This window comes from Hahnella aquatica (SeqCode) (genome assembly GCF_965194505.1).
Taxonomy (GTDB): Bacteria; Pseudomonadota; Gammaproteobacteria; order Burkholderiales; family Burkholderiaceae_A; genus Hahnella; species Hahnella aquatica.
In genome coordinates, this window is the sequence record NZ_OZ239144.1 from 1018543 (window position 1) to 1036502 (window position 17960).

Genomic DNA, 17960 nt, shown 5'->3' on the forward strand with positions numbered 1-17960 from the left:
GCTACTCGGCCCGGTAGTTGGGGGCCTCTTTGGTGATCTGCACGTCATGCACGTGCGACTCCCGAATGCCCGCGTTGGTGATCTCCACAAAGGCCGCCCGCTGGTGCATGGACGAGATCGACGCGCAGCCGCAGTAGCCCATGCTCGATCGCACGCCACCCACGAGCTGGAAGATGATTTGTTTCACGCTGCCCTTGTAAGGCACCCGGCCCTCAATGCCCTCCGGGACGAACTTGTCTGCGCTTGGGCTCTCGTTTTCTTGGAAGTAACGATCTGCAGAGCCGTCTTGCATGGCTCCCACCGAGCCCATGCCCCGGTAAGCCTTGTAGGAGCGGCCCTGAAAGAGCACCACCTCGCCTGGGGCCTCCTCGGTGCCGGCCAGAAGGCCGCCCATCATCACGGTGCTTGCACCTGCGGCCAGCGCCTTGGCAATGTCGCCCGAGAACCGAACGCCACCATCGGCAATGAGGGGCACGCCCGTGCCCTCGAGGGCCTTGGCCACGTTGGCGATGGCAGAGATCTGTGGCACGCCCACACCCGCCACGATGCGGGTGGTGCAGATGGAGCCTGGGCCAATGCCCACCTTCACCGCGTCGGCACCATGGTCGACCAGGGCCTTGGCCGCCTCTGCGGTGGCGATGTTGCCACCCACGACCTCCACATCACTGAAGTTGCGCTTGACCCACTGAACGCGATCGAGCACACCCTTGGAATGGCCATGGGCCGTGTCCACCACGAGGACATCGACACCAGCCTCGACCAGGGCGGCCACCCGCTCTTCGGTACCCTGACCCACACCGACGGCCGCACCCACGCGCAGCTTGCCGAGTTCGTCTCGGGCCGCATGGGGATGCTCGATGCCCTTGAGGATGTCCTTGACGGTGATCAGGCCCTTCAGTTGGAAGGATGCATCGACCACCAGCACGCGCTCCAGGCGGTGGGCATGCATCAGCGCCTTGGCCTCTTCCAGGGAGGCCCCCTCCCGGACGGTCACCAGACGCTCGCGCGGGGTCATGATGCTGCGAACGGGCTCATCGAGCCGGGTCTCAAACCGCAGGTCGCGGTTGGTGACAATGCCCACCACGGTGTTGCCTTCCATGACGGGAAGGCCAGAGATCTTGCGCTCGGCTGTGAGGGCCAAGACCTGACGGACCGACATGCTGGGCGAGATGGTGATGGGGTCCTTGACCACACCGGCCTCGAACCGCTTGACCTTGGCAACCTCTGCGGCCTGGGCGGCCGCCGACAGGTTCTTGTGAATGATGCCCACGCCCCCTTCCTCGGCCATGGCAATGGCCAGCCGGGCTTCGGTGACCGTGTCCATCGCGGCCGAGACCAGCGGAATGTTCAGGTGGATGCGACGGGTGAGCTGTGTGGCGAGCGAGGTGTCGCGAGGAAGGACGTCGGAGAAGGCCGGGACCAGCAGGACGTCGTCAAAGGTGAGGGCCTTTTCAAGCAGGCGCATGGGAGCAGGAATCCTCTGTGACAAAGCCAAATTATACGGGCTTCGCAGACCCCACTCAGCCTGCCCGGCTCAAGCTTCGAACCAGGCGCTGCTTCTCGCGCTGCCACTCCCGCTCCTTCTCGGTGGCACGCTTGTCGTGCTGCTTCTTGCCCTTGGCCAGGCCGATCTCAAGCTTGATCCGCCCCCGGCTGTAATGCAGGTTGATGGGCACCAGGGCATAGCCGGCCCGCTCCACCTTGCCGATGAGCTTGCTGATCTCCTCGGCCTTGAGCAGCAGCTTGCGGGTGCGAATGGGGTCGGGCAGCACATGCTTGGATGCCGTGGGCAAGGCCGTGATGTGGCAGCCAATCAGGTAAAGCTCGGCCTGCCGGATCACCACATAGGCTTCCTTGATCTGGACACGGCCTGCCCGGATGGCCTTGGCCTCCCACCCCTCCAGCACGAGCCCCGCCTCATAGCGGTCTTCGATGAAGTAGTCGTGGAAAGCCTTCTTGTTTTCAATGATGGACATAAAATACCGAGATGTCAGAAGTCGTGAAGTCCGTGTTGGTCCCCTACGCGTCCGACAAAATGTTTGGTCTGGTCGCAGACGTGGCGTCGTACCCACTCTTTTTACCATGGTGCGGGGGGTCGACCGTGTCGCCCCAGCCAGACGGCTCCGTGCTCGCCCAGGTGCAGATCGCCTTCAAAGGCCTGCGTCAATCCTTCACCACTCGCAACCAGCACGAGCCCGGACGGGCCATTCACATGCGGCTTCACGAGGGCCCCTTTCAGGCCCTGGAAGGCCACTGGCGCTTCACGCCGCTCGACGAGGCCAGTTGCAAGGTGGCCTTCGAGCTTGAATATCACTTCTCGAGCAAGTTGCTCGAGAAACTGGTGGGGCCTGTTTTCGAGCAGATCACCAAGAGCTTCGTGGATGCCTTTGTGAGCCGGGCAGAGGCCCTCTTCGAGCCCCCGCCCAGCCTGCCCGGTCAGCCCAGCCCTTGAGCATCGAGATCGAACTCACTGCAGCCTGGCCCAATCGGGCGATTCGAGTCCGTCTGACCCTGCCCCAGCCCCTGCCAGCCGAGGCACTCGGCAGCCTCATTCCTCCTGACGCAGACTGGCAGGCCGCCTGGGCATTGCGCTCGGGCGTGGCCCGCGATGGGCGCCTGCTGGAGAGCACCGACCTGGTGCAGCACAATGACCGACTGGTCTTGCTCAGGCCCTTGCTGGCCGACCCAAAGCAGGCCCGCCAGCAGCGCGTGGAGGCACAGCGTGCGGCCAAGGCTGCTGCGGGGGCCCCAGACCGTTGGACAAAGAACCGCTAGGGTCACAGCGGACTCACGAGGACTGCGCAAAGCCTGCGCTTCGGAGTAAATTGAGGGCTGTTTCAACATCGAAGGTTCACCCTCTATCAACCACCCTCTTTCAACCTTTGCACCGCGGAGAACACCCATGACACACCTGCCCACCAAACCCATCGCCCTGGCCGTGGCGGCGCTATTTTCCTGCGCAGCCCATGCGCAGACGGTGACCGTCAAGATTGGCCATGTTGCACCCATGACCGGTGGCATCGCACACCTGGGCAAGGACAACGAAGCCGGCGCCAAGCTGGCCATCGCAGACTTGAACAAGAGCAACATCAAGATTGGCGGCAAGACCGTGAAGTTCGAGCTGCTCTCGGAAGACGACGGTGCAGACCCCAAGCAAGGCACGGCTGCTGCACAGAAGCTGGTCGATGCCAAGGTGGCCGGCGTGGTGGGCCACCTAAACTCTGGCACCACCATTCCAGCATCGAAGATTTACTCGGATGCGGGCATCCCCCAGATCTCGCCCTCGGCCACCAACCCCAAGTACACCCTGCAGGGCTTTAAAACAGCCTTCCGCGTGGTGGCCAATGACGGCCAGCTGGGCGGAACCCTTGGCCGCTACGCCATCAATGACCTCAAGGGCAAGACGGTGGCCATCATCGATGACCGCACCGCCTACGGCCAGGGTGTGGCCGATGAGTTCGCCAAGGGCGTGCAGGCGGCCGGCGGCAAGATTGTTGGCCGCGAGTACACCACCGACAAGGCCACCGACTTCATGGCCATCCTCACGAACATCAAGGGCAAGAAGCCCGATGTTGTCTTCTACGGTGGCATGGACGCCGTGGCCGGCCCCATGCTGCGCCAGCTCAAGCAATTGGGCATTCAGGCCAAGTTCATGGGTGGTGACGGCATCTGCACCACCGAGCTGCCCAAGCTTGCAGGCGATGCACTGGGCGACAACATGCTCTACTGCGCCGAGGCCGGGGGTGTGGTGGGCAAGTATGTTGAGAAGGACAAGGCCTTCCGTGCTCGCTTCCAAAAGGAGATGAAGGCCGAGGTGAAGCTCTATGCCCCATATGTGTACGACGCCACGATGGTGATGGTCGAGGCCATGAAGAAGGCCGACTCCACCGACCCGAAGAAGTACCTGCCCGAGCTCGCCAAGATCAAGTACGACGGCGTGACGGGGCCCATCTCTTTCGACAAGAACGGGGACATCAACGGCGGCACCCTCACCCTCTACACCTACAAGGGTGGAAAGCGTGATCTGGTGAAGGTCATTCAGTAAGCCGGTTGAAGGCCTTATGAAAAAAGCCCCGCGCTCAGCACGCGGGGCTTTTTCATGGGGCGCGGGAATGGATCAGGTGCGTTTGGCCAGATTCCGCCAGGTGTCGATGACCGTATCGGGGTTCAAGGACATGGACTGGATGCCCTTCTCCATGAGCCACTGGGCGAGGTCGGGATGGTCGGAGGGCCCCTGGCCGCAAATGCCAACATACTTGTTGGCCTTGTTGCAGGCCACGATGGCCATCTCGAGCATGCGCTTGACCGCCTCATCTCGCTCATCGAAGGCATCGGCAATGAGGCCCGAGTCCCGGTCCAGGCCGAGGGTGAGCTGAGTGAGGTCGTTGGAGCCAATCGAGAAGCCATCGAAATAGGCCAGGAACTCATCAGCCAAAATGGCATTCGATGGCAGCTCGCACATCATGATGAGCCGCAGCCCGCCGGTGCCATCGGGTTTGGCACCACTGCCACGGCCCAGGCCGTGCGCGGCCAGAAGGTCGCAGACGGTCTTGGCCTCCGACAGGGTTCGCACAAACGGCACCATGATCTCCATGTTCACCAGGCCCATCTCCTCGCGGACACGGCGCAAGGCCTCGACCTCCATGGCAAAGCAATCCCGGAAGTCTTGCGCGATATAGCGTGAGGCACCACGAAAGCCCAGCATGGGGTTCTCTTCATCGGGCTCGTAGCGCGAGCCACCAATGAGCTTTCGATACTCGTTGGACTTGAAGTCTGACATCCGAACAATCACGGGCTTGGGCCAGAAGGCGGCTGCAATGGTGGCCACCCCCTCGGCGAGTTTGTCGACAAAGAAATCTCGCGGGGAACTGTGCCCACGGGCAATGCGCTCGACAGCATTCTTCAGGTCTGCATCCACGTGGGGATAGGCCAGGATGGCCTTGGGATGGACACCGATGTTGTTGTTGATGATGAACTCGAGCCGGGCCAAGCCCACGCCGGCATTCGGAATGGCCTGAAAGTCGAAGGCGAGCTGAGGGTTGCCCACGTTCATCGTGATCTTCACCGGAATCTCGGGCAGATCGCCCGTCTCCAGGGTGGTGACCTCGGTCTCGAGCAGGCCCTCGTAAACGTTGCCCGTGTCGCCTTCGGCACAGGACACGGTGACCATGGTGTTGTCGGACACGCGCTCGGTGGCATCGCCACAGCCCACCACCGCGGGGATGCCCAGCTCACGGGCAATGATGGCGGCATGGCAAGTACGGCCTCCGCGGTTCGTCACAATGGCGGCAGCGCGCTTCATGACGGGCTCCCAGTTCGGGTCGGTCATGTCGGTGACCAGCACGTCGCCCGGCTGAACACGGTCCATGTCGGCGGAATCGGTGATCACGCGCACCGGGCCGGAACCAATCTTCTGGCCAATGGCTCGGCCACTGGCCAGCACATGGCCCTGCCCCTTCAAGGCATAGCGCATCTGCTGATCAGCAGCAGACTGCTGAGACTTCACCGTCTCGGGCCGCGCCTGCAGGATGAAGAGCTTTCCATCTCGGCCATCGAGGCCCCATTCGATGTCCATGGGCCGCTGGTAGTGGCGCTCGATGATCATGGCGTACTTGGCCAGATCGACCACCTGCTCACGGCTGAGCGAATAGCGATTGCGATCTTCGACGCCGACATCCACCGTTTGAACAGCCTTGCCCGTGGCGCGACGCTCTTCATCCGAGGAGAAGACCATCTTGATGAGCTTGCTGCCAATCTGGCGACGGATCACCGGCATCTTGCCGGCCTCGAGCATGGGCTTGTGCACATAGAACTCGTCGGGGTTCACTGCGCCCTGCACCACGGTCTCGCCCAGGCCGTAGGAGCTCGTGATGAAGACCACCTGGTCAAAGCCAGACTCCGTGTCGAGTGTGAACATCACGCCGGCGGCACCAAGGTCGGATCGCACCATGCGCTGAATGCCAGCCGAGAGGGCAACATCGGCATGGGCAAAACCCTTGTGAACCCGGTAACTGATGGCCCGATCGTTGTAGAGCGAGGCAAAGACATGTTTGATCTTGTCGAGCACATCCTCGATGCCCACCACATTCAAGAAGGTTTCCTGCTGGCCCGCAAAGGAGGCGTCCGGCAGGTCTTCAGCCGTGGCCGATGAGCGCACGGCCCAGGAGGCCTCGGCCCCCTCGGTGGCCACCAGCTTCTCGAATGCGGCTCGAATCTCTTCCTCGAGGGCAGGCGGCAGGGGCGTGTCGACCACCCACTGCCGAATGTCTGCCCCGCAGGCGGCCAGTGCGCGGACATCCTCGGTGTTCAAGCCTTCCAAACGCTTGGCGATGCGCTCTTCGAGCTTCTCTTGCTGGAGAAAAACCCGAAAGGCATGGGCGGTGGTGGCAAAGCCACCGGGCACCCGAACGCCCCAGGCCGTGAGCTGGCTGATCATTTCCCCGAGGGAGGCATTCTTGCCCCCCACGGCATCCACATCGGTCATGCGCAACGACTCGAATGGCACAACCAGGCGTTGGCCGAGGCCGCCAGCGGCTTTTGTGGTACTCATGGAACTTCTCCTAAGATGTTGAAAATTTGTGAGTTGAGAGGATTTTAAACGGGTTCGCCCGTGCCCTCTCGCCACCTGTAAAGGGCAGCCATGGTTGAGGTCAAAGCAGCGGGACGCACAGTCTTTTTTGTCTCAGACGGAACCGGCATCACCGCCGAGACCATGGGCAGCTCCATCCTCGCGCAGTTCGACCAGCTCCGGTTTGCCCACCGACGCCTGCCATTTGTCGACTCCATCGACAAGGCGGAATCTGCGGCTCGGGAGATCGACGCACAAGGCGTGGCCGATGGCAAACCACCCATCGTGTTCTCAACCCTGGTGAGCCCGCAGACGAGCCAGCGCATCCGAGAGACCAAGGCCCTGCACCTCGACCTCTTCCAGACCTTTGTCGAACCCCTCGAGCGTGAGCTGGGCGTGAAGTCCAATCACACGATTGGGCGCTTCCATCACTCCACCGACTCCGATGCCTACAAAAACCGCATCGAGGCCATCAACTTTTCCTTGGCCCACGACGATGGCCAGACCGCAACCAACCTGCACGAATCCGATGTCATCCTCATTGGTGTCTCGCGCAGTGGCAAGACCCCCACAAGCCTCTACCTCTCCATGCAGTACGGGCTCAAGGTGGCCAACTACCCGCTCATTCCCGAGGACTTCGAGCGAGACAAACTGCCCGGCGCCATCGAGCCGTTTAAGACAAAGTGCTTTGGCCTCACCATCGATGCGGTGCGTCTGTCTGACATTCGAAACGAACGCCGGCCCGGCTCACGCTATGCCACCCTGGAGAACTGCCGCTATGAGGTCGCCGCCGCGGAGTCGATGATGCGGCGAGAGGGCATTCAGTGGCTCTCGACGACCACGAAGTCCATCGAGGAAATCGCCACCACCATTCTCAACACACTGGCCCTTGGCCGCTGAGAAGCCGACGGCGGCGCTCAAAGAGACACACGGCTGCGGCGGCCACCACATTGAGAGACTCCACCGCGGCAGCCTGCGGAATGGTCAGGCGCAGCAGGCCCGGCCACTGCATGAGGGACTCTGAGATGCCCGACCCCTCCTGACCAAACACCCAGGCCACAGGCGCAGGCTGCGAGAGCCGGCCGCCCTGGGAGAACAGGCTCTCTGTCTGTGCAGGCGGTGCCACCGTGGCGAGCGGCGTCGCACCGATTCCCGAGACCACTGCAAGAGCCTCCCCCGCCGTGGCACCCTCGAGCACCCGAAGGCCGAAGACGCCGCCCATGCTTGCGCGAAGGGCCTTGGGTGACCAGACCTCTGCCGTGCCCTTGGTGCTGACCATCCAGCCCAGGCCAGCCGCCGCGGCCACCCGCACAAGGGCACCCACGTTGCCTGGGTCCTGCACACCATCGAGCACCATGCCATCGCCAGCAGTCGCATAGAGCCGTGAAAAGTCAGTGACGTCGGTCTCGGCCGTGGCCCAGACCAGGCCAATGCCCTGCTCCTGCACCACCTGAGACACCTTGGCAAACAGGGTGTCGGCCAACACGAGCATGGGCACCGACACTGCATGCGCCTCTGACATGAGGCGGGCCGCACGCTCAGACGGTGCGGCCGCCACCGATGCAGAGAGCACCAGCTCCACCGCCCGATGGGGCCCCGATGAATGCAATGCCGCCTGCGACAGCCCCGCCTCCACCAGCCGCAGGCCCTCGAGCCAGCATTGGCCCAGGGCACGGCGCGTCCTCGGTTCACTTACAAGGCGGCGCAGCGCCATGAAGCGCTCGTTCTGTGCGGACTCGATTCGTTCCATCAGGGCCTCGCCAACAAGGCCGCCACAGGGCCAAAAGAGCGGCGGTGGATGGATGAGGGACCCAGCCGTTGAAGGGCTGCAAGGTGCGCCACGGTGCCATAGCCCGCATGCTTGGCCAGCCCATAGCCCGGGTGCAAGGCATCCAAGTCCTGCATCAGGCGATCTCGGGCCTGCTTGGCCAGAATGGAGGCCGCAGAAATGGCCGCAACCGTCGCATCGCCAGCCACAATGGTCTGGGTCGACCATGGCCATTGCTGCGCGCCCACGTGGCGCTGGGGATGCACGCTGCCATCCACCAGCACCTGGGCATGCGCCTGCACAGCGCTGGCTGGGCCCAGCGCATTCACACAGGCCGACACGGCGCGGGCCATGGCCATGCAGGTGGCCACCAAGATGTTGTGCGCATCAATCTCCTCCACGCTCGCCCAGCCCAGGCCATGGGCGGTGGCCTCCTGAAGGATCTGCCGCTCCAAGACGTCGCGGCGGCGGGCACTCAGCCGCTTGGAATCGGCCAGCCCCCAAGATGACGCCTGCGGCGGCAAGACCACCGCGCCTGCGCACACCGGGCCCGCCAGCGGCCCGCGGCCGGCTTCATCCACGCCGATCTCCACCACCATGTTCATGCGGCCAGCAGCTCGGCGAGACGCTCGCCCACCCGAGTCGTCGCCGACTGCCTCAGGCTGGCGTGCAATCCCTCAAAGGCGGAACGCATCTCCTCCTGGCGGGCTGCGTCCTCGGAGAGGCTTCGCAGCGCAGACACCAGGGTGCTGGACTCGCACCGCGCCTGAAGGCATTCTGTCACCAGGCTGCGGCCCAGCAACAGATTGGGCAGGCCCACATGGGCCACCTGCGCCTTGCGGCGCATCAGCCAGTGCGTGAGCGGCGGCACCCGGTAGCCAATCACCATGGGCCGGCCCACCAAGGCCGCCTCGAGTGTGGCCGTGCCACTGGCCACGAGCACGAGGTCTGCCGCGGCCAGTGCCCGATGCGACAGGGGTGCTGCATCCGAGGCTGCCTCTGCGTCTGCACCCAGCAGCCGCACGCCTGCATCACGGGCGGCAGGCCAGTCGGGCAGAGCTCGGATCTGCTGGGCCACCAGCGGTGAGGCGGCCGGGATGATCACCTGCCAATCGCGCGCGAGCATGGCCGCGGCCCCAAGAAAGGCCGGGCCAATCCATTCGATCTCAGAGCGGCGCGAGCCCGGCAACACCGCCAGCACAGGCAGACGCTTGTCGAGGCCCAGCCGTTCTTGTGCCACCGCACGGTCTGGGTTGAAGGCAATGCGGTCGGCCAGGGGATGGCCCACAAACTCGGCCTGCACCCGTGTCTGTCGGTAGAGCTCGGGCTCGAAGGGAAAGAGGCAAAAGAGATGGTCCACCGCCTGCGCGATGGACGCCAGCCGCTCCGGGCGCCAGGCCCAGATGGTGGGGCTGATGAAATGCACGGTGGTCACACCCAGGGTGCGCAGCTGGCGCTCCACCCCGAGGTTGAAATCGGGGGCGTCCACGCCCATGAAGACCTTCGGTGGTGATGCCCGAAGCCGCGCCAGCAATTGGCGTCGGATGGACAAGATGGCCGGCAGCCTGGAGAGGGCTTCCACGTAGCCCCGCACCGCAAGGGCCTCGGCGGGTGCCCAGCAGTCCATGCCCAAGGCCTTCAACCGGGGACCACCAATGCCCTCGAGCGAGAGCCCTCGGGCAGCGAGCCCCTCCAGAGATGCTGCTGCAATCAGATCGCCAGAGGCCTCACCCGCCACCAAGGCCAGACGAACATCCTGCAAGCTATCGGACAATCCCGCGACCTTGCGTGTCCAAGAAGGAGATCAAGAGGTCCAGCGCCAGGGCGTCGGCCGCGGGGCAGTCTGCGCGATCGGCTCGAATGGCTTCCAATGCCTCGGCCAGGCCAAGCCCCGATTTATAGAGCAACTTATAGGCGCGGCGCAGCGCCCGCACGGCACCCTCTGAAAATCCGCGGCGCTTGAGCCCCTCGGTGTTGATGCCATGGGGTGATGCGGGATTGCCATTGGCCATGACATAGGGTGGGAGATCCTGAAGCAGCGTGGTGCCAGCGCCCGTCATGGCATGGGCGCCGATGCGCACGAACTGGTGCACGCCCGTGATGCCACCGATGATGGCCCAGTCGCCCACCTGCACATGGCCGGCCAGTTGCACCGCGTTGGCCATGATGGTGTTGGAGCCCACCTGGCAGTCGTGGGCAATGTGCACATAGGCCATGATCCAGTTGTGGTCGGCAATGCGCGTGACGCCACCGTCTTGCACGGTGCCCAGGTTCACGGTCACGCACTCTCGAAAAGTGTTGTGGGCCCCGATCTCGAGCCGCGTGGGCTCACCCTTGTACTTCTTGTCCTGCGGCGGGTTGCCGATTACCGCATGGCTAAATACTTCGTTGAATGGGCCGAGCACCGCACCACCGAGCACCTGCCCATGCGCATGGATACGACAGCCCTCGCCCAGCACCACCCCTGGGCCCACGATCGCAAAGGGCCCAACCGCCACACCCGGACCCAACTGCGCCGACGAATCAACGATGGCGCTGGGGTGGATGAGGCTCATTGCGAGGCCTCTTTTGGAACCTCTCGCAGTGCACACATGAGGTCGGCCTCGGCCGCCACCTGGCCATCGACCAGGGCCTGCGCCTTGTACTTCCAGATGCCCCGGGCATGACGCTCAATGGACACATGCAGGTGCAATGCATCTCCTGGCACCACCGGACGCTTGAAGCGCGCGTTGTCGATGCCCACAAAAAAATAAACGGATTCCGCATCGGCCTTGTTGCCCATGGTCTTGAATGACAAGATGCCCGCCGCCTGGGCCAGGGCCTCGATGATCAGCACGCCGGGCATGACCTGGTAATGCGGAAAGTGCCCGTTGAAGAACTCCTCATTGATGGTCACATTCTTCAAGGCCTCGATGCGCTCACCCGGGGTGATCGAGAGCACACGGTCGACCAGAAGAAATGGGTACCGGTGGGGGAGCGTGTCGAGGATTTGTCGGATGTCCATCTCAGTGGCTTTCGGTTGGGTCGTCGCCCTCGGGGCGACGGGTGGATTGAATGGCGGATCGAAGGGCGGGCAGCCTGCGAATGAGCGCAGCCGAGCGTTGCCAGTCGCGCTCGGGCTGCAGCGGCATGATGCCCACATACTTTCCCGGTGTGGTGATGCTCGACATCACCAGGCTCATGGGGCCGATGATGCTGCCCTCGGCAATCTCAAGGTGGCCCAGCACCCCGGCCGCCCCACCAATCTGGCAGTGCGCGCCGATCTTCGCGCTCCCGGCGATCCCGACACAGCCTGCAATGGCGGTGTGGTCGCCGATCTCCACGTTGTGGGCGATCTGAATCAGGTTGTCGAGCTTGACCCCATGGCCAATGCGCGTGGGTGCCAGGGTTCCGGCATCAATCACCGTATTGGCGCCCACCTCGACGTCATTGCCGAGCACGACACCACCCACCTGCGGAATCTTCACCCAGTGCCGCTCTGGCGTGGGCGCAAAGCCAAAGCCCTCAGACCCCAGAATGGCCCCGGACTGCAGCACGGCCCGCTCCCCGATTTCTACCCCTGCGGCAATGGTCACCCGCGGATGCAGCACACTGGCTGCACCCACCCGAGCACCCCGGCCGATGAAGCTCATGGCGCCCACATCGGTGTCATCGCCCACCCAGGCATCGTCCTCGACCACTGCGCCCGCGCCAATGCGGACTCGCTGGCCCAGATGGGCGCGGTCTGACACGCTTGCAGCGGGGTGAATGCTGGTGGCAGGAACATCGGCAGCCCGTTGCACTGCCATCAGGTGGCCTGCCGCCCGCGCGAAATACAAGTAAGGGTCGTCTGTGAGGATCAGGGCCTGAAACGAGTGCTGGGCGGGCCGATCCTCGGGCCGAAGGACGACAAGACCCGCACGACAGGACGCCAACTGAGGACGCAGACGGCCATGGGCCAGAAAACTGGCGTCCTCGGGGCCGGCCGACGAGAGCGGGGCAAATCGACTGACCCAGTGGTCTGGGTTGCCCTCGAGCCTGCCCCCAATGGCGGCAACCAGACTGGCTGCCGAAACCCCTGCAGGCTTACTTGGCGCCTGCCGGTCCATTCAAAACCCGAATGACCTTCTCTGTGATGTCGATGCCGGGCGAGGCGTAGACCGCCTCTTGAAAAATGATGTCGTACTTCTCAGCCTCGGCGATCTGACGAATCGCCCGGTTCGCACGCTCCACCACTGCAGCGAGTTCCTCGTTGCGACGCTGGTTCAGATCTTCGCGAAACTCGCGCTGACGGCGCTGGAGATCACGCTCCATGTCGGCAATCTCGCGCTGGCGCTTGCCACGCTCGGCCTCGGCCATGACCGGAGCATCGCGCTCAAGTTTCTCGGAGATTCCGCGCAGCTTGGTGGCCAGGTCCTGGACTTCCTTCTCACGCTTGGCGAATTCTGTCTCTAGCTTTTTCTGGGCGGCCTTGGCCGGTGAGGAATCGCGCAGAATGCGCTCCGTGCTCACAAAGCCCACCTTGACGTTGGCCGCCACCGCCACGGGCGCGAGACTCAAAACAAGCGCCGAGGCCATGCCCATGCGCCCAAGGCGACGAAGAAATTCGAACGATTTCAAGGACATCCACTTACCTTTCTATCGAAATAACTTCCAGTGTCTCACAGGCGTCCCGCGCCCGCCTAGAAGCCGGTTCCAATTTGGAACTGCAGCCGCTGCGTGCGGTCGTTTGTTTCCTTGCGAATGGCGTTGCCCATGCTGAGCTTGAGCGGCCCAACCGGCGAGAGCCAACTCAGACCAGCGCCCAACGAAGCCCTTAACGAGCCGTTGTTGGACACATTTTCACCCCAGACGTTGCCCATGTCGAAGTAAGTAAAGAGCCGAATCGTACGGTCTTGGGCCATGCCAGGCAACGGGAACAGCAGTTCGTTGTTGATGACCAGGCGCCGGTTGCCACCCAACGCCGTATCGCTATTGGCGCCGGTCCCCTTTGGACCAATGGTGCTGCTGGCAAATGCCCTCACCGAGCCGATGCCACCGGCATAAAAGTTCTTGGTGGCGGGGTAGTCGTCGCCGCCCAGCCCGATGCCGTAGCCCAGTTCGGTGTTGATGGCATAGGTAATCGACTTGGTGATGGGCTTGAACCACTGATGGCCGTAGGTCAGGCGCAGGTACTCGAGGTCTCCGACCGGCGTGGCGTAATCGGCATTGAAATACTGGTAGCGGCCGGTGCTCGGGGCAATGCCCGAGTCACGCGAATCACGCGACCAGCCGATCGTGGCCAGGTAGGCAGTCGCTGCATTGCCGTGGGCACTCCTAAATGACGTCCAATTGGGGAGGTTTTCCAGAGTGCCGGACACCTCCGAGCGCTCGGCCGCCGCACCCACGAAGATCCGATCTTCCTCGGTGTAAGGGATGCCAAAGCGAAGGCCCAGGCCGGTGGACTTGATGGTGTACGCGCCGAGACTGTTGACCTCATCAGCGTTGAAGGTGCGGGTGTAGAGATCGAACGAGCGGCTCACACCGTCGTCGGACCAGTAAGGGTCGACGTGGGTGAAGGCGAGCGTGCGGCTCACCTTGCTGGTATTCACCTCGAAGGACACATTGGTGCCCGTGCCCAGAAAATTCTGCTGACTGATCGAGCCCGAAAGCACGAGCTTGTCGGAGCTTGAGAATCCCACGCCGAAGGTGAGGCTGCCGAGTGGCCGCTCCTCCACCTTGACGTTGACATCCACCTGGTCGCCCGCACCGGTCACCGCCTCGGTGTCGACATCCACGCTCTTGAAGTAGCCGAGGCGATCCACACGGTTTCGGGAGAGGCGAATTCGCTCACTGTCGTACCAGGAGGCTTCGAACTGGCGCATCTCGCGACGAATCACCTCATCCCGGGTCTTGGCGTTGCCACTGATGTTGATGCGACGAACATAGACCCGGCGGCCTGGGTCGACCTGCAGCTGGAAATCCACCACACGCTTGATGCGATCGATCTTTGGAATCGGGGAGACATTTGCAAAGGCATAACCCAACTCGCCAAGCCGATCGGTCAGGGCCTTGTTCACCGCCTGCAGTTTCTCGTTGGAGAAGGTCTCACCCGGCTTGATGCTCACCAGCTTCTGCAGGGACTCGCCCTGGCCGAGGAGATCGCCCGCCAGGCTGATGTCGCCCACGGTGAAGCGTTCGCCCTCGTTGATGGTGATGGTGATGAACACCTGGCGGCGATCGGCCGACAGCGACACCAGGGTGGAATCCACCGCGAACTCCAGGTAGCCCTGGTTCAGGTAGAAGGATTTCAGGGTCTCAATGTCGCCCGTGAGCTTCTGGCGTGAGTATTGGTCGGCCTTGGTGTACCACGACATCCAGGTGGGAGTGGAGAGCCGGAACTCATCGAGCAGGTCGTCTGCCTTGAAGGCCTTGGCGCCCACAATTCGAATCTCGGCGATGCGGGCGTCCTCCCCCTCATCAATGGCAATCGAGACCGCCACACGATTGCGCTCCAGGGGCGTGATGGTGGACTGAATCTGCACATCGTACTTGCCGCGGCCAAGGTACTGGCGCTTCAACTCCTGCTCGGCGCGGTCGAGCAAGGCACGGTCAAAAATGCGGGCCTCGGCCAGGCCGGAGTCGGCCAGGGCCTTTTTCAAGACCTCCTGGTCGAACTCCTTCGAGCCACGCACCTCCACTGCGCCGATGGCTGGGCGCTCCTCGACCAAAACCACCAACACCTCGCCGTCGAGTTCCACCCGCACATCTTTGAAGAACCCCGTGGCATAGAGCAGCCGGACGGACTCCGTGATGGTGGTGTCGGAGAGTCGATCGCCCACGCGGATGGGCAGGTAAGAGAACACCGTGCCGGGCTCGATGCGCTGCAGCCCTTCCACACGAACATCCTTGACCACCACCCCCACCGAGCCTGATGCACTCGGTGGCTGCGGAATGGCCTGTGGTGCGCGCGGCACCTGCACCTGCGCCTGGGTCGCTCCCGCAAGCACCAGCAGTGACAGACAAACCGCCTGTTGGAGCGGGGAACGGTGAAGGCGAGGAGGACGCATGCTGATGAAACCTTTTTCTATAAGCCAAAGAACCGCGATACATCGTTGAAGAGGGCCAGGCCGGTGAGACCCAAAACCAGCATCAGCCCAACCCGTTGCCCCACCGCCTGAACACGGTCCGGCAGCGGCTTGCCCCGCAAAAACTCAAAGAAATAGTACAGGAGGTGTCCGCCATCGAGCATGGGAATGGGGAGCAGGTTCAGGATGCCAATGCTCACGCTCACCAGTGCCAAAAAGCCGATGAACGCCGTCCAGCCAATGGCGGCCGACTGGCCGGCTGCGTCCGCAATCGCCACCGGGCCATTGAGCTGCCGCCATGACAAATCGCCCGTGAGCATGCGCCACAAGGCCTGCAACGACAATTGCGTCACCTCCACCGTGCGCTGCACCCCTCGCACCACGGCCTCTGCCGCACCACGATCGACGGTGACCATGGGTGTCTGTGCGCCAATGCCCACGCCAAGTCGATGCACACCATCGGGGCCAGGCTGCGCCGTGACGGTGATCAGTCGGCCGGAACCCGGCAACTCCTCTTCTGGGGCGCTCGACTGGGTTTGAACCACGCCCAGTACCATGGGCGCGCCCTGGGCCTCGCGCACGCGCGACACCAGCTCCATCGGCTGGCGCACGGGCTCGCCATCGACACTGAGTACCACCATGTCTGGCTGCAGGCCTGCCCGGGCACCAGCGCCCTCGGGCTGCACCCCCGTGAGCCGAACACCCAAGGAGACCGGTGCCAGGCCAAGCCCTGCCACGGCCTGATCAGGCTGGCCCGAGGGCACGAGCCCCACCGAAACCTCGCGGGCCGCACCACCCTCCGGGGTCACCGTGATGGCCACGGACGTATCTCCCGCGATGCTGGCCCGAAAGAGCTGCCAGCGCACGTCGGAGAAGCTGGCCACGGGCACGCCTGCCACCGCGGAGATGGTCTCACCGCCGCGAAGACCGGCCATGGCTGCAGGCGTCTGCGCAGCGGGCACCGCCATGACCGGCACCGGCTCCTGGCGGGGAAGACTCGCCACCATCGAGAAGGCCACCCATGCAAACAAGAAATTGGCCAGCGGGCCGGCCACAACCACCCAGCTGCGGGCCCAGAGTGGCTTGGCGTGAAACGAACTCGTGGGCGCGGCACCGACAGGCCTGGTCTCACCCGAGCCGGCGTCCCACATCTTCACGTAACCGCCCAGCGGGATCCAGCCCACCGCCCACTCGCAGCCACGGCGATCGCGCAGCCGCAGGATGGTGCGCCCAAAGCCCACCGAGAAACGCTCCACATGCACGCCCACCGAGCGCGCAGCCAGGTAATGGCCCATCTCGTGGACAAAGACCAGCAAGGCCACCGCAAAAAGAAAGGACATCAAACTGTTCATGACGTGAACTCCGAATGACGCATCAGCCATGCATCCGCATGGCGCCGCGCCTGAGAATCGAGGTCGATGACATCGTCCACCGAGGTGGGGTCTGCCACCTGGCCAACCAGTTCCGACAAGACATCTCCCACCAGGTTCTGAATCTGCCCAAACCGAATGCGACCCGCCAGAAAGGCATCGACTGCCTGCTCATTGGCCGCATTGAAGACATTGCCCGCGGCCTGCCCCTGCTCGAGGCAGGCCGCCACATGGCCGAGCGCAGGGAAACGAACGGGGTCGGGCTCTTCAAAGTGCAAGGCCTTGATCGCGCGCCAATCCAGCGGCGTGACCCCGCTGTCGATGCGCTGCGGCCAGGCCATGGCATGGGCAATCGGCGTTCGCATGTCTGGTGGACCCAACTGGGCGAGGGTTGAACCGTCTTCAAACTCCACCATGGAGTGGATCACACTTTCGGGATGCACGACGATCTCGATGTCTTGCGGTGGCATGGCGAACAGCCAATGCGCCTCGATCCATTCCAGGCCTTTGTTGGCCATGGTGGCGGAGTCCACAGAAATCTTTCGACCCATGGACCAGTTCGGGTGGGCCACGGCCTGCTCCACCGTGGCGGCATCCATCGATTCGCGAGACCAGGACCGAAATGGCCCGCCAGAGGCCGTGAGCAGAATGCGCCGAACATCGGTGGGCTGCTCAAAGCATCGGTAGCCCGGCCCAAGTGCCTGGAAGATGGCGTTGTGTTCACTGTCGATGGGCAGAATCGTGGCGCCAGAACTGGCAGCCTGCGCCACCATGAGGCCGCCCGCGCAGACCAAGGCCTCCTTGTTGGCCAAGAGCACCCGCTTGCCCGCAGCCACCGCCCGCCAGACCGAGGGCAGGCCCGCCACCCCCACAATGCCGGCCACCACGGTGTCCACCTCCGCCAGGCCCGCCAATTCGCACAGGCCCTCGGGGCCAGCCAGCCCAAAGACATGGCGCTGGGACGACTGGCCCAAGGCCTGCCGGAAACGCTCGGCTGCCACAGGGTCTGAGAGGCAGACCACCTTGGGCCTGAAGGCCTCGACGAGTCGCAGCAGACCCTCATGGTCTCGGTGGGCCGACAGGGCCACCACCTCGAAGCGATCGGGATGCCGGCGGACCAGGTCGAGGGTGCTCGCACCAATCGAACCCGTGGCACCCAGGATGGCCAGTCGTTGTCGTCGGATGGATTCTGTGGCCATGGCCTGCTG

The 17960-nt window shown here is 63.5% G+C and carries 17 protein-coding genes; 4 read left to right on the plus strand and 13 right to left on the minus strand.

Features of this window, described 5'->3' with window-relative positions; translation table 11 throughout:
- Window position 1: 1 nt before the first annotated feature.
- Complete coding sequence (gene guaB, locus AC8GDA_RS05280) at window positions 2-1465, minus strand: IMP dehydrogenase (protein WP_506555498.1); 1464 nt, start codon at window positions 1463-1465, stop codon at window positions 2-4.
- A 55-nt stretch (window positions 1466-1520) separates the two neighbouring features.
- Window positions 1521-1976 carry an SsrA-binding protein SmpB gene (gene smpB, locus AC8GDA_RS05285; RefSeq protein WP_506555499.1) on the minus strand — a complete coding sequence of 152 codons (456 nt, stop codon included), beginning with the start codon at window positions 1974-1976 and terminating at the stop codon, window positions 1521-1523.
- An 11-nt stretch (window positions 1977-1987) separates the two neighbouring features.
- Between smpB and AC8GDA_RS05290 the strand changes: the two genes are divergently transcribed.
- The 3 genes from AC8GDA_RS05290 to AC8GDA_RS05300 all read left to right on the plus strand — a co-directional run bounded on the left by AC8GDA_RS05290 (window position 1988) and on the right by AC8GDA_RS05300 (window position 4045).
- Window positions 1988-2452 (plus strand): type II toxin-antitoxin system RatA family toxin, encoded by a 465-nt coding sequence (locus AC8GDA_RS05290; protein ID WP_506555500.1) that lies wholly within the window; start codon window positions 1988-1990, stop codon window positions 2450-2452.
- The gene (locus AC8GDA_RS05295; RefSeq protein WP_506555501.1) at window positions 2449-2775 is read left to right on the plus strand and encodes an RnfH family protein; all 327 of its coding nucleotides are present in this window, start codon (window positions 2449-2451) and stop codon (window positions 2773-2775) included. The genes AC8GDA_RS05290 and AC8GDA_RS05295 overlap by 4 nt, the downstream gene beginning before the upstream one ends.
- Window positions 2776-2902: 127 nt before the next feature.
- Entirely contained in the window at window positions 2903-4045 is a 1143-nt protein-coding gene (locus AC8GDA_RS05300; protein ID WP_506555502.1) for a branched-chain amino acid ABC transporter substrate-binding protein, read from the plus strand.
- Window positions 4046-4117: 72 nt separating this feature from the next.
- Here the strand turns inward: AC8GDA_RS05300 and ppsA are convergent, their stop codons facing one another.
- A complete protein-coding gene (ppsA, locus tag AC8GDA_RS05305; protein WP_506557201.1) occupies window positions 4118-6484 on the minus strand; it encodes a phosphoenolpyruvate synthase in 2367 nt (788 codons plus the stop codon).
- 156 nt (window positions 6485-6640) lie between these two features.
- On the opposite strand from ppsA, the gene ppsR reads away from it, so the two are divergent.
- On the plus strand, window positions 6641-7468 hold the full coding sequence (gene ppsR / locus AC8GDA_RS05310) for a posphoenolpyruvate synthetase regulatory kinase/phosphorylase PpsR (RefSeq protein ID WP_506555503.1): 828 nt from the start codon (window positions 6641-6643) through the stop codon (window positions 7466-7468).
- Here the strand turns inward: ppsR and AC8GDA_RS05315 are convergent.
- The 10 genes from AC8GDA_RS05315 to dxr are packed head-to-tail and all read right to left on the minus strand — an operon-like array spanning window position 7443 to window position 17951.
- The gene (locus AC8GDA_RS05315) at window positions 7443-8318 is read right to left on the minus strand and encodes a TrmH family RNA methyltransferase (protein ID WP_506555504.1); all 876 of its coding nucleotides are present in this window, start codon (window positions 8316-8318) and stop codon (window positions 7443-7445) included. The two genes, ppsR and AC8GDA_RS05315, sit on opposite strands and share 26 nt — an antisense overlap.
- The gene (rnhB, locus tag AC8GDA_RS05320; protein ID WP_506557202.1) at window positions 8318-8935 is read right to left on the minus strand and encodes a ribonuclease HII; all 618 of its coding nucleotides are present in this window, start codon (window positions 8933-8935) and stop codon (window positions 8318-8320) included. Before rnhB ends, AC8GDA_RS05315 begins: the two co-directional genes overlap by 1 nt.
- Before the next feature lie 2 nt (window positions 8936-8937).
- Entirely contained in the window at window positions 8938-10110 is a 1173-nt protein-coding gene (gene lpxB, locus AC8GDA_RS05325; protein WP_506555505.1) for a lipid-A-disaccharide synthase, read from the minus strand.
- Window positions 10100-10891 carry an acyl-ACP--UDP-N-acetylglucosamine O-acyltransferase gene (gene lpxA / locus AC8GDA_RS05330; RefSeq protein ID WP_506555506.1) on the minus strand — a complete coding sequence of 264 codons (792 nt, stop codon included), beginning with the start codon at window positions 10889-10891 and terminating at the stop codon, window positions 10100-10102. The genes lpxB and lpxA overlap by 11 nt, the downstream gene beginning before the upstream one ends.
- A complete protein-coding gene (gene fabZ, locus AC8GDA_RS05335) occupies window positions 10888-11340 on the minus strand; it encodes a 3-hydroxyacyl-ACP dehydratase FabZ (RefSeq protein WP_506555507.1) in 453 nt (150 codons plus the stop codon). The genes lpxA and fabZ overlap by 4 nt, the downstream gene beginning before the upstream one ends.
- Window position 11341: 1 nt before the next feature.
- On the minus strand, window positions 11342-12424 hold the full coding sequence (lpxD, locus tag AC8GDA_RS05340) for a UDP-3-O-(3-hydroxymyristoyl)glucosamine N-acyltransferase (protein WP_506555508.1): 1083 nt from the start codon (window positions 12422-12424) through the stop codon (window positions 11342-11344).
- Window positions 12402-12941, minus strand: a complete 540-nt coding sequence (locus AC8GDA_RS05345; RefSeq protein WP_506555509.1) for an OmpH/Skp family outer membrane protein — start codon at window positions 12939-12941, stop codon at window positions 12402-12404. Before AC8GDA_RS05345 ends, lpxD begins: the two co-directional genes overlap by 23 nt.
- Window positions 12942-12997: 56 nt before the next feature.
- Window positions 12998-15364, minus strand: a complete 2367-nt coding sequence (bamA, locus tag AC8GDA_RS05350; protein WP_506555510.1) for an outer membrane protein assembly factor BamA — start codon at window positions 15362-15364, stop codon at window positions 12998-13000.
- Between the two features lie 17 nt (window positions 15365-15381).
- The gene (gene rseP / locus AC8GDA_RS05355; RefSeq protein ID WP_506555511.1) at window positions 15382-16734 is read right to left on the minus strand and encodes an RIP metalloprotease RseP; all 1353 of its coding nucleotides are present in this window, start codon (window positions 16732-16734) and stop codon (window positions 15382-15384) included.
- Entirely contained in the window at window positions 16731-17951 is a 1221-nt protein-coding gene (dxr, locus tag AC8GDA_RS05360) for a 1-deoxy-D-xylulose-5-phosphate reductoisomerase (RefSeq protein ID WP_506555512.1), read from the minus strand. The genes rseP and dxr overlap by 4 nt, the downstream gene beginning before the upstream one ends.
- Window positions 17952-17960: the final 9 nt, after the last annotated feature.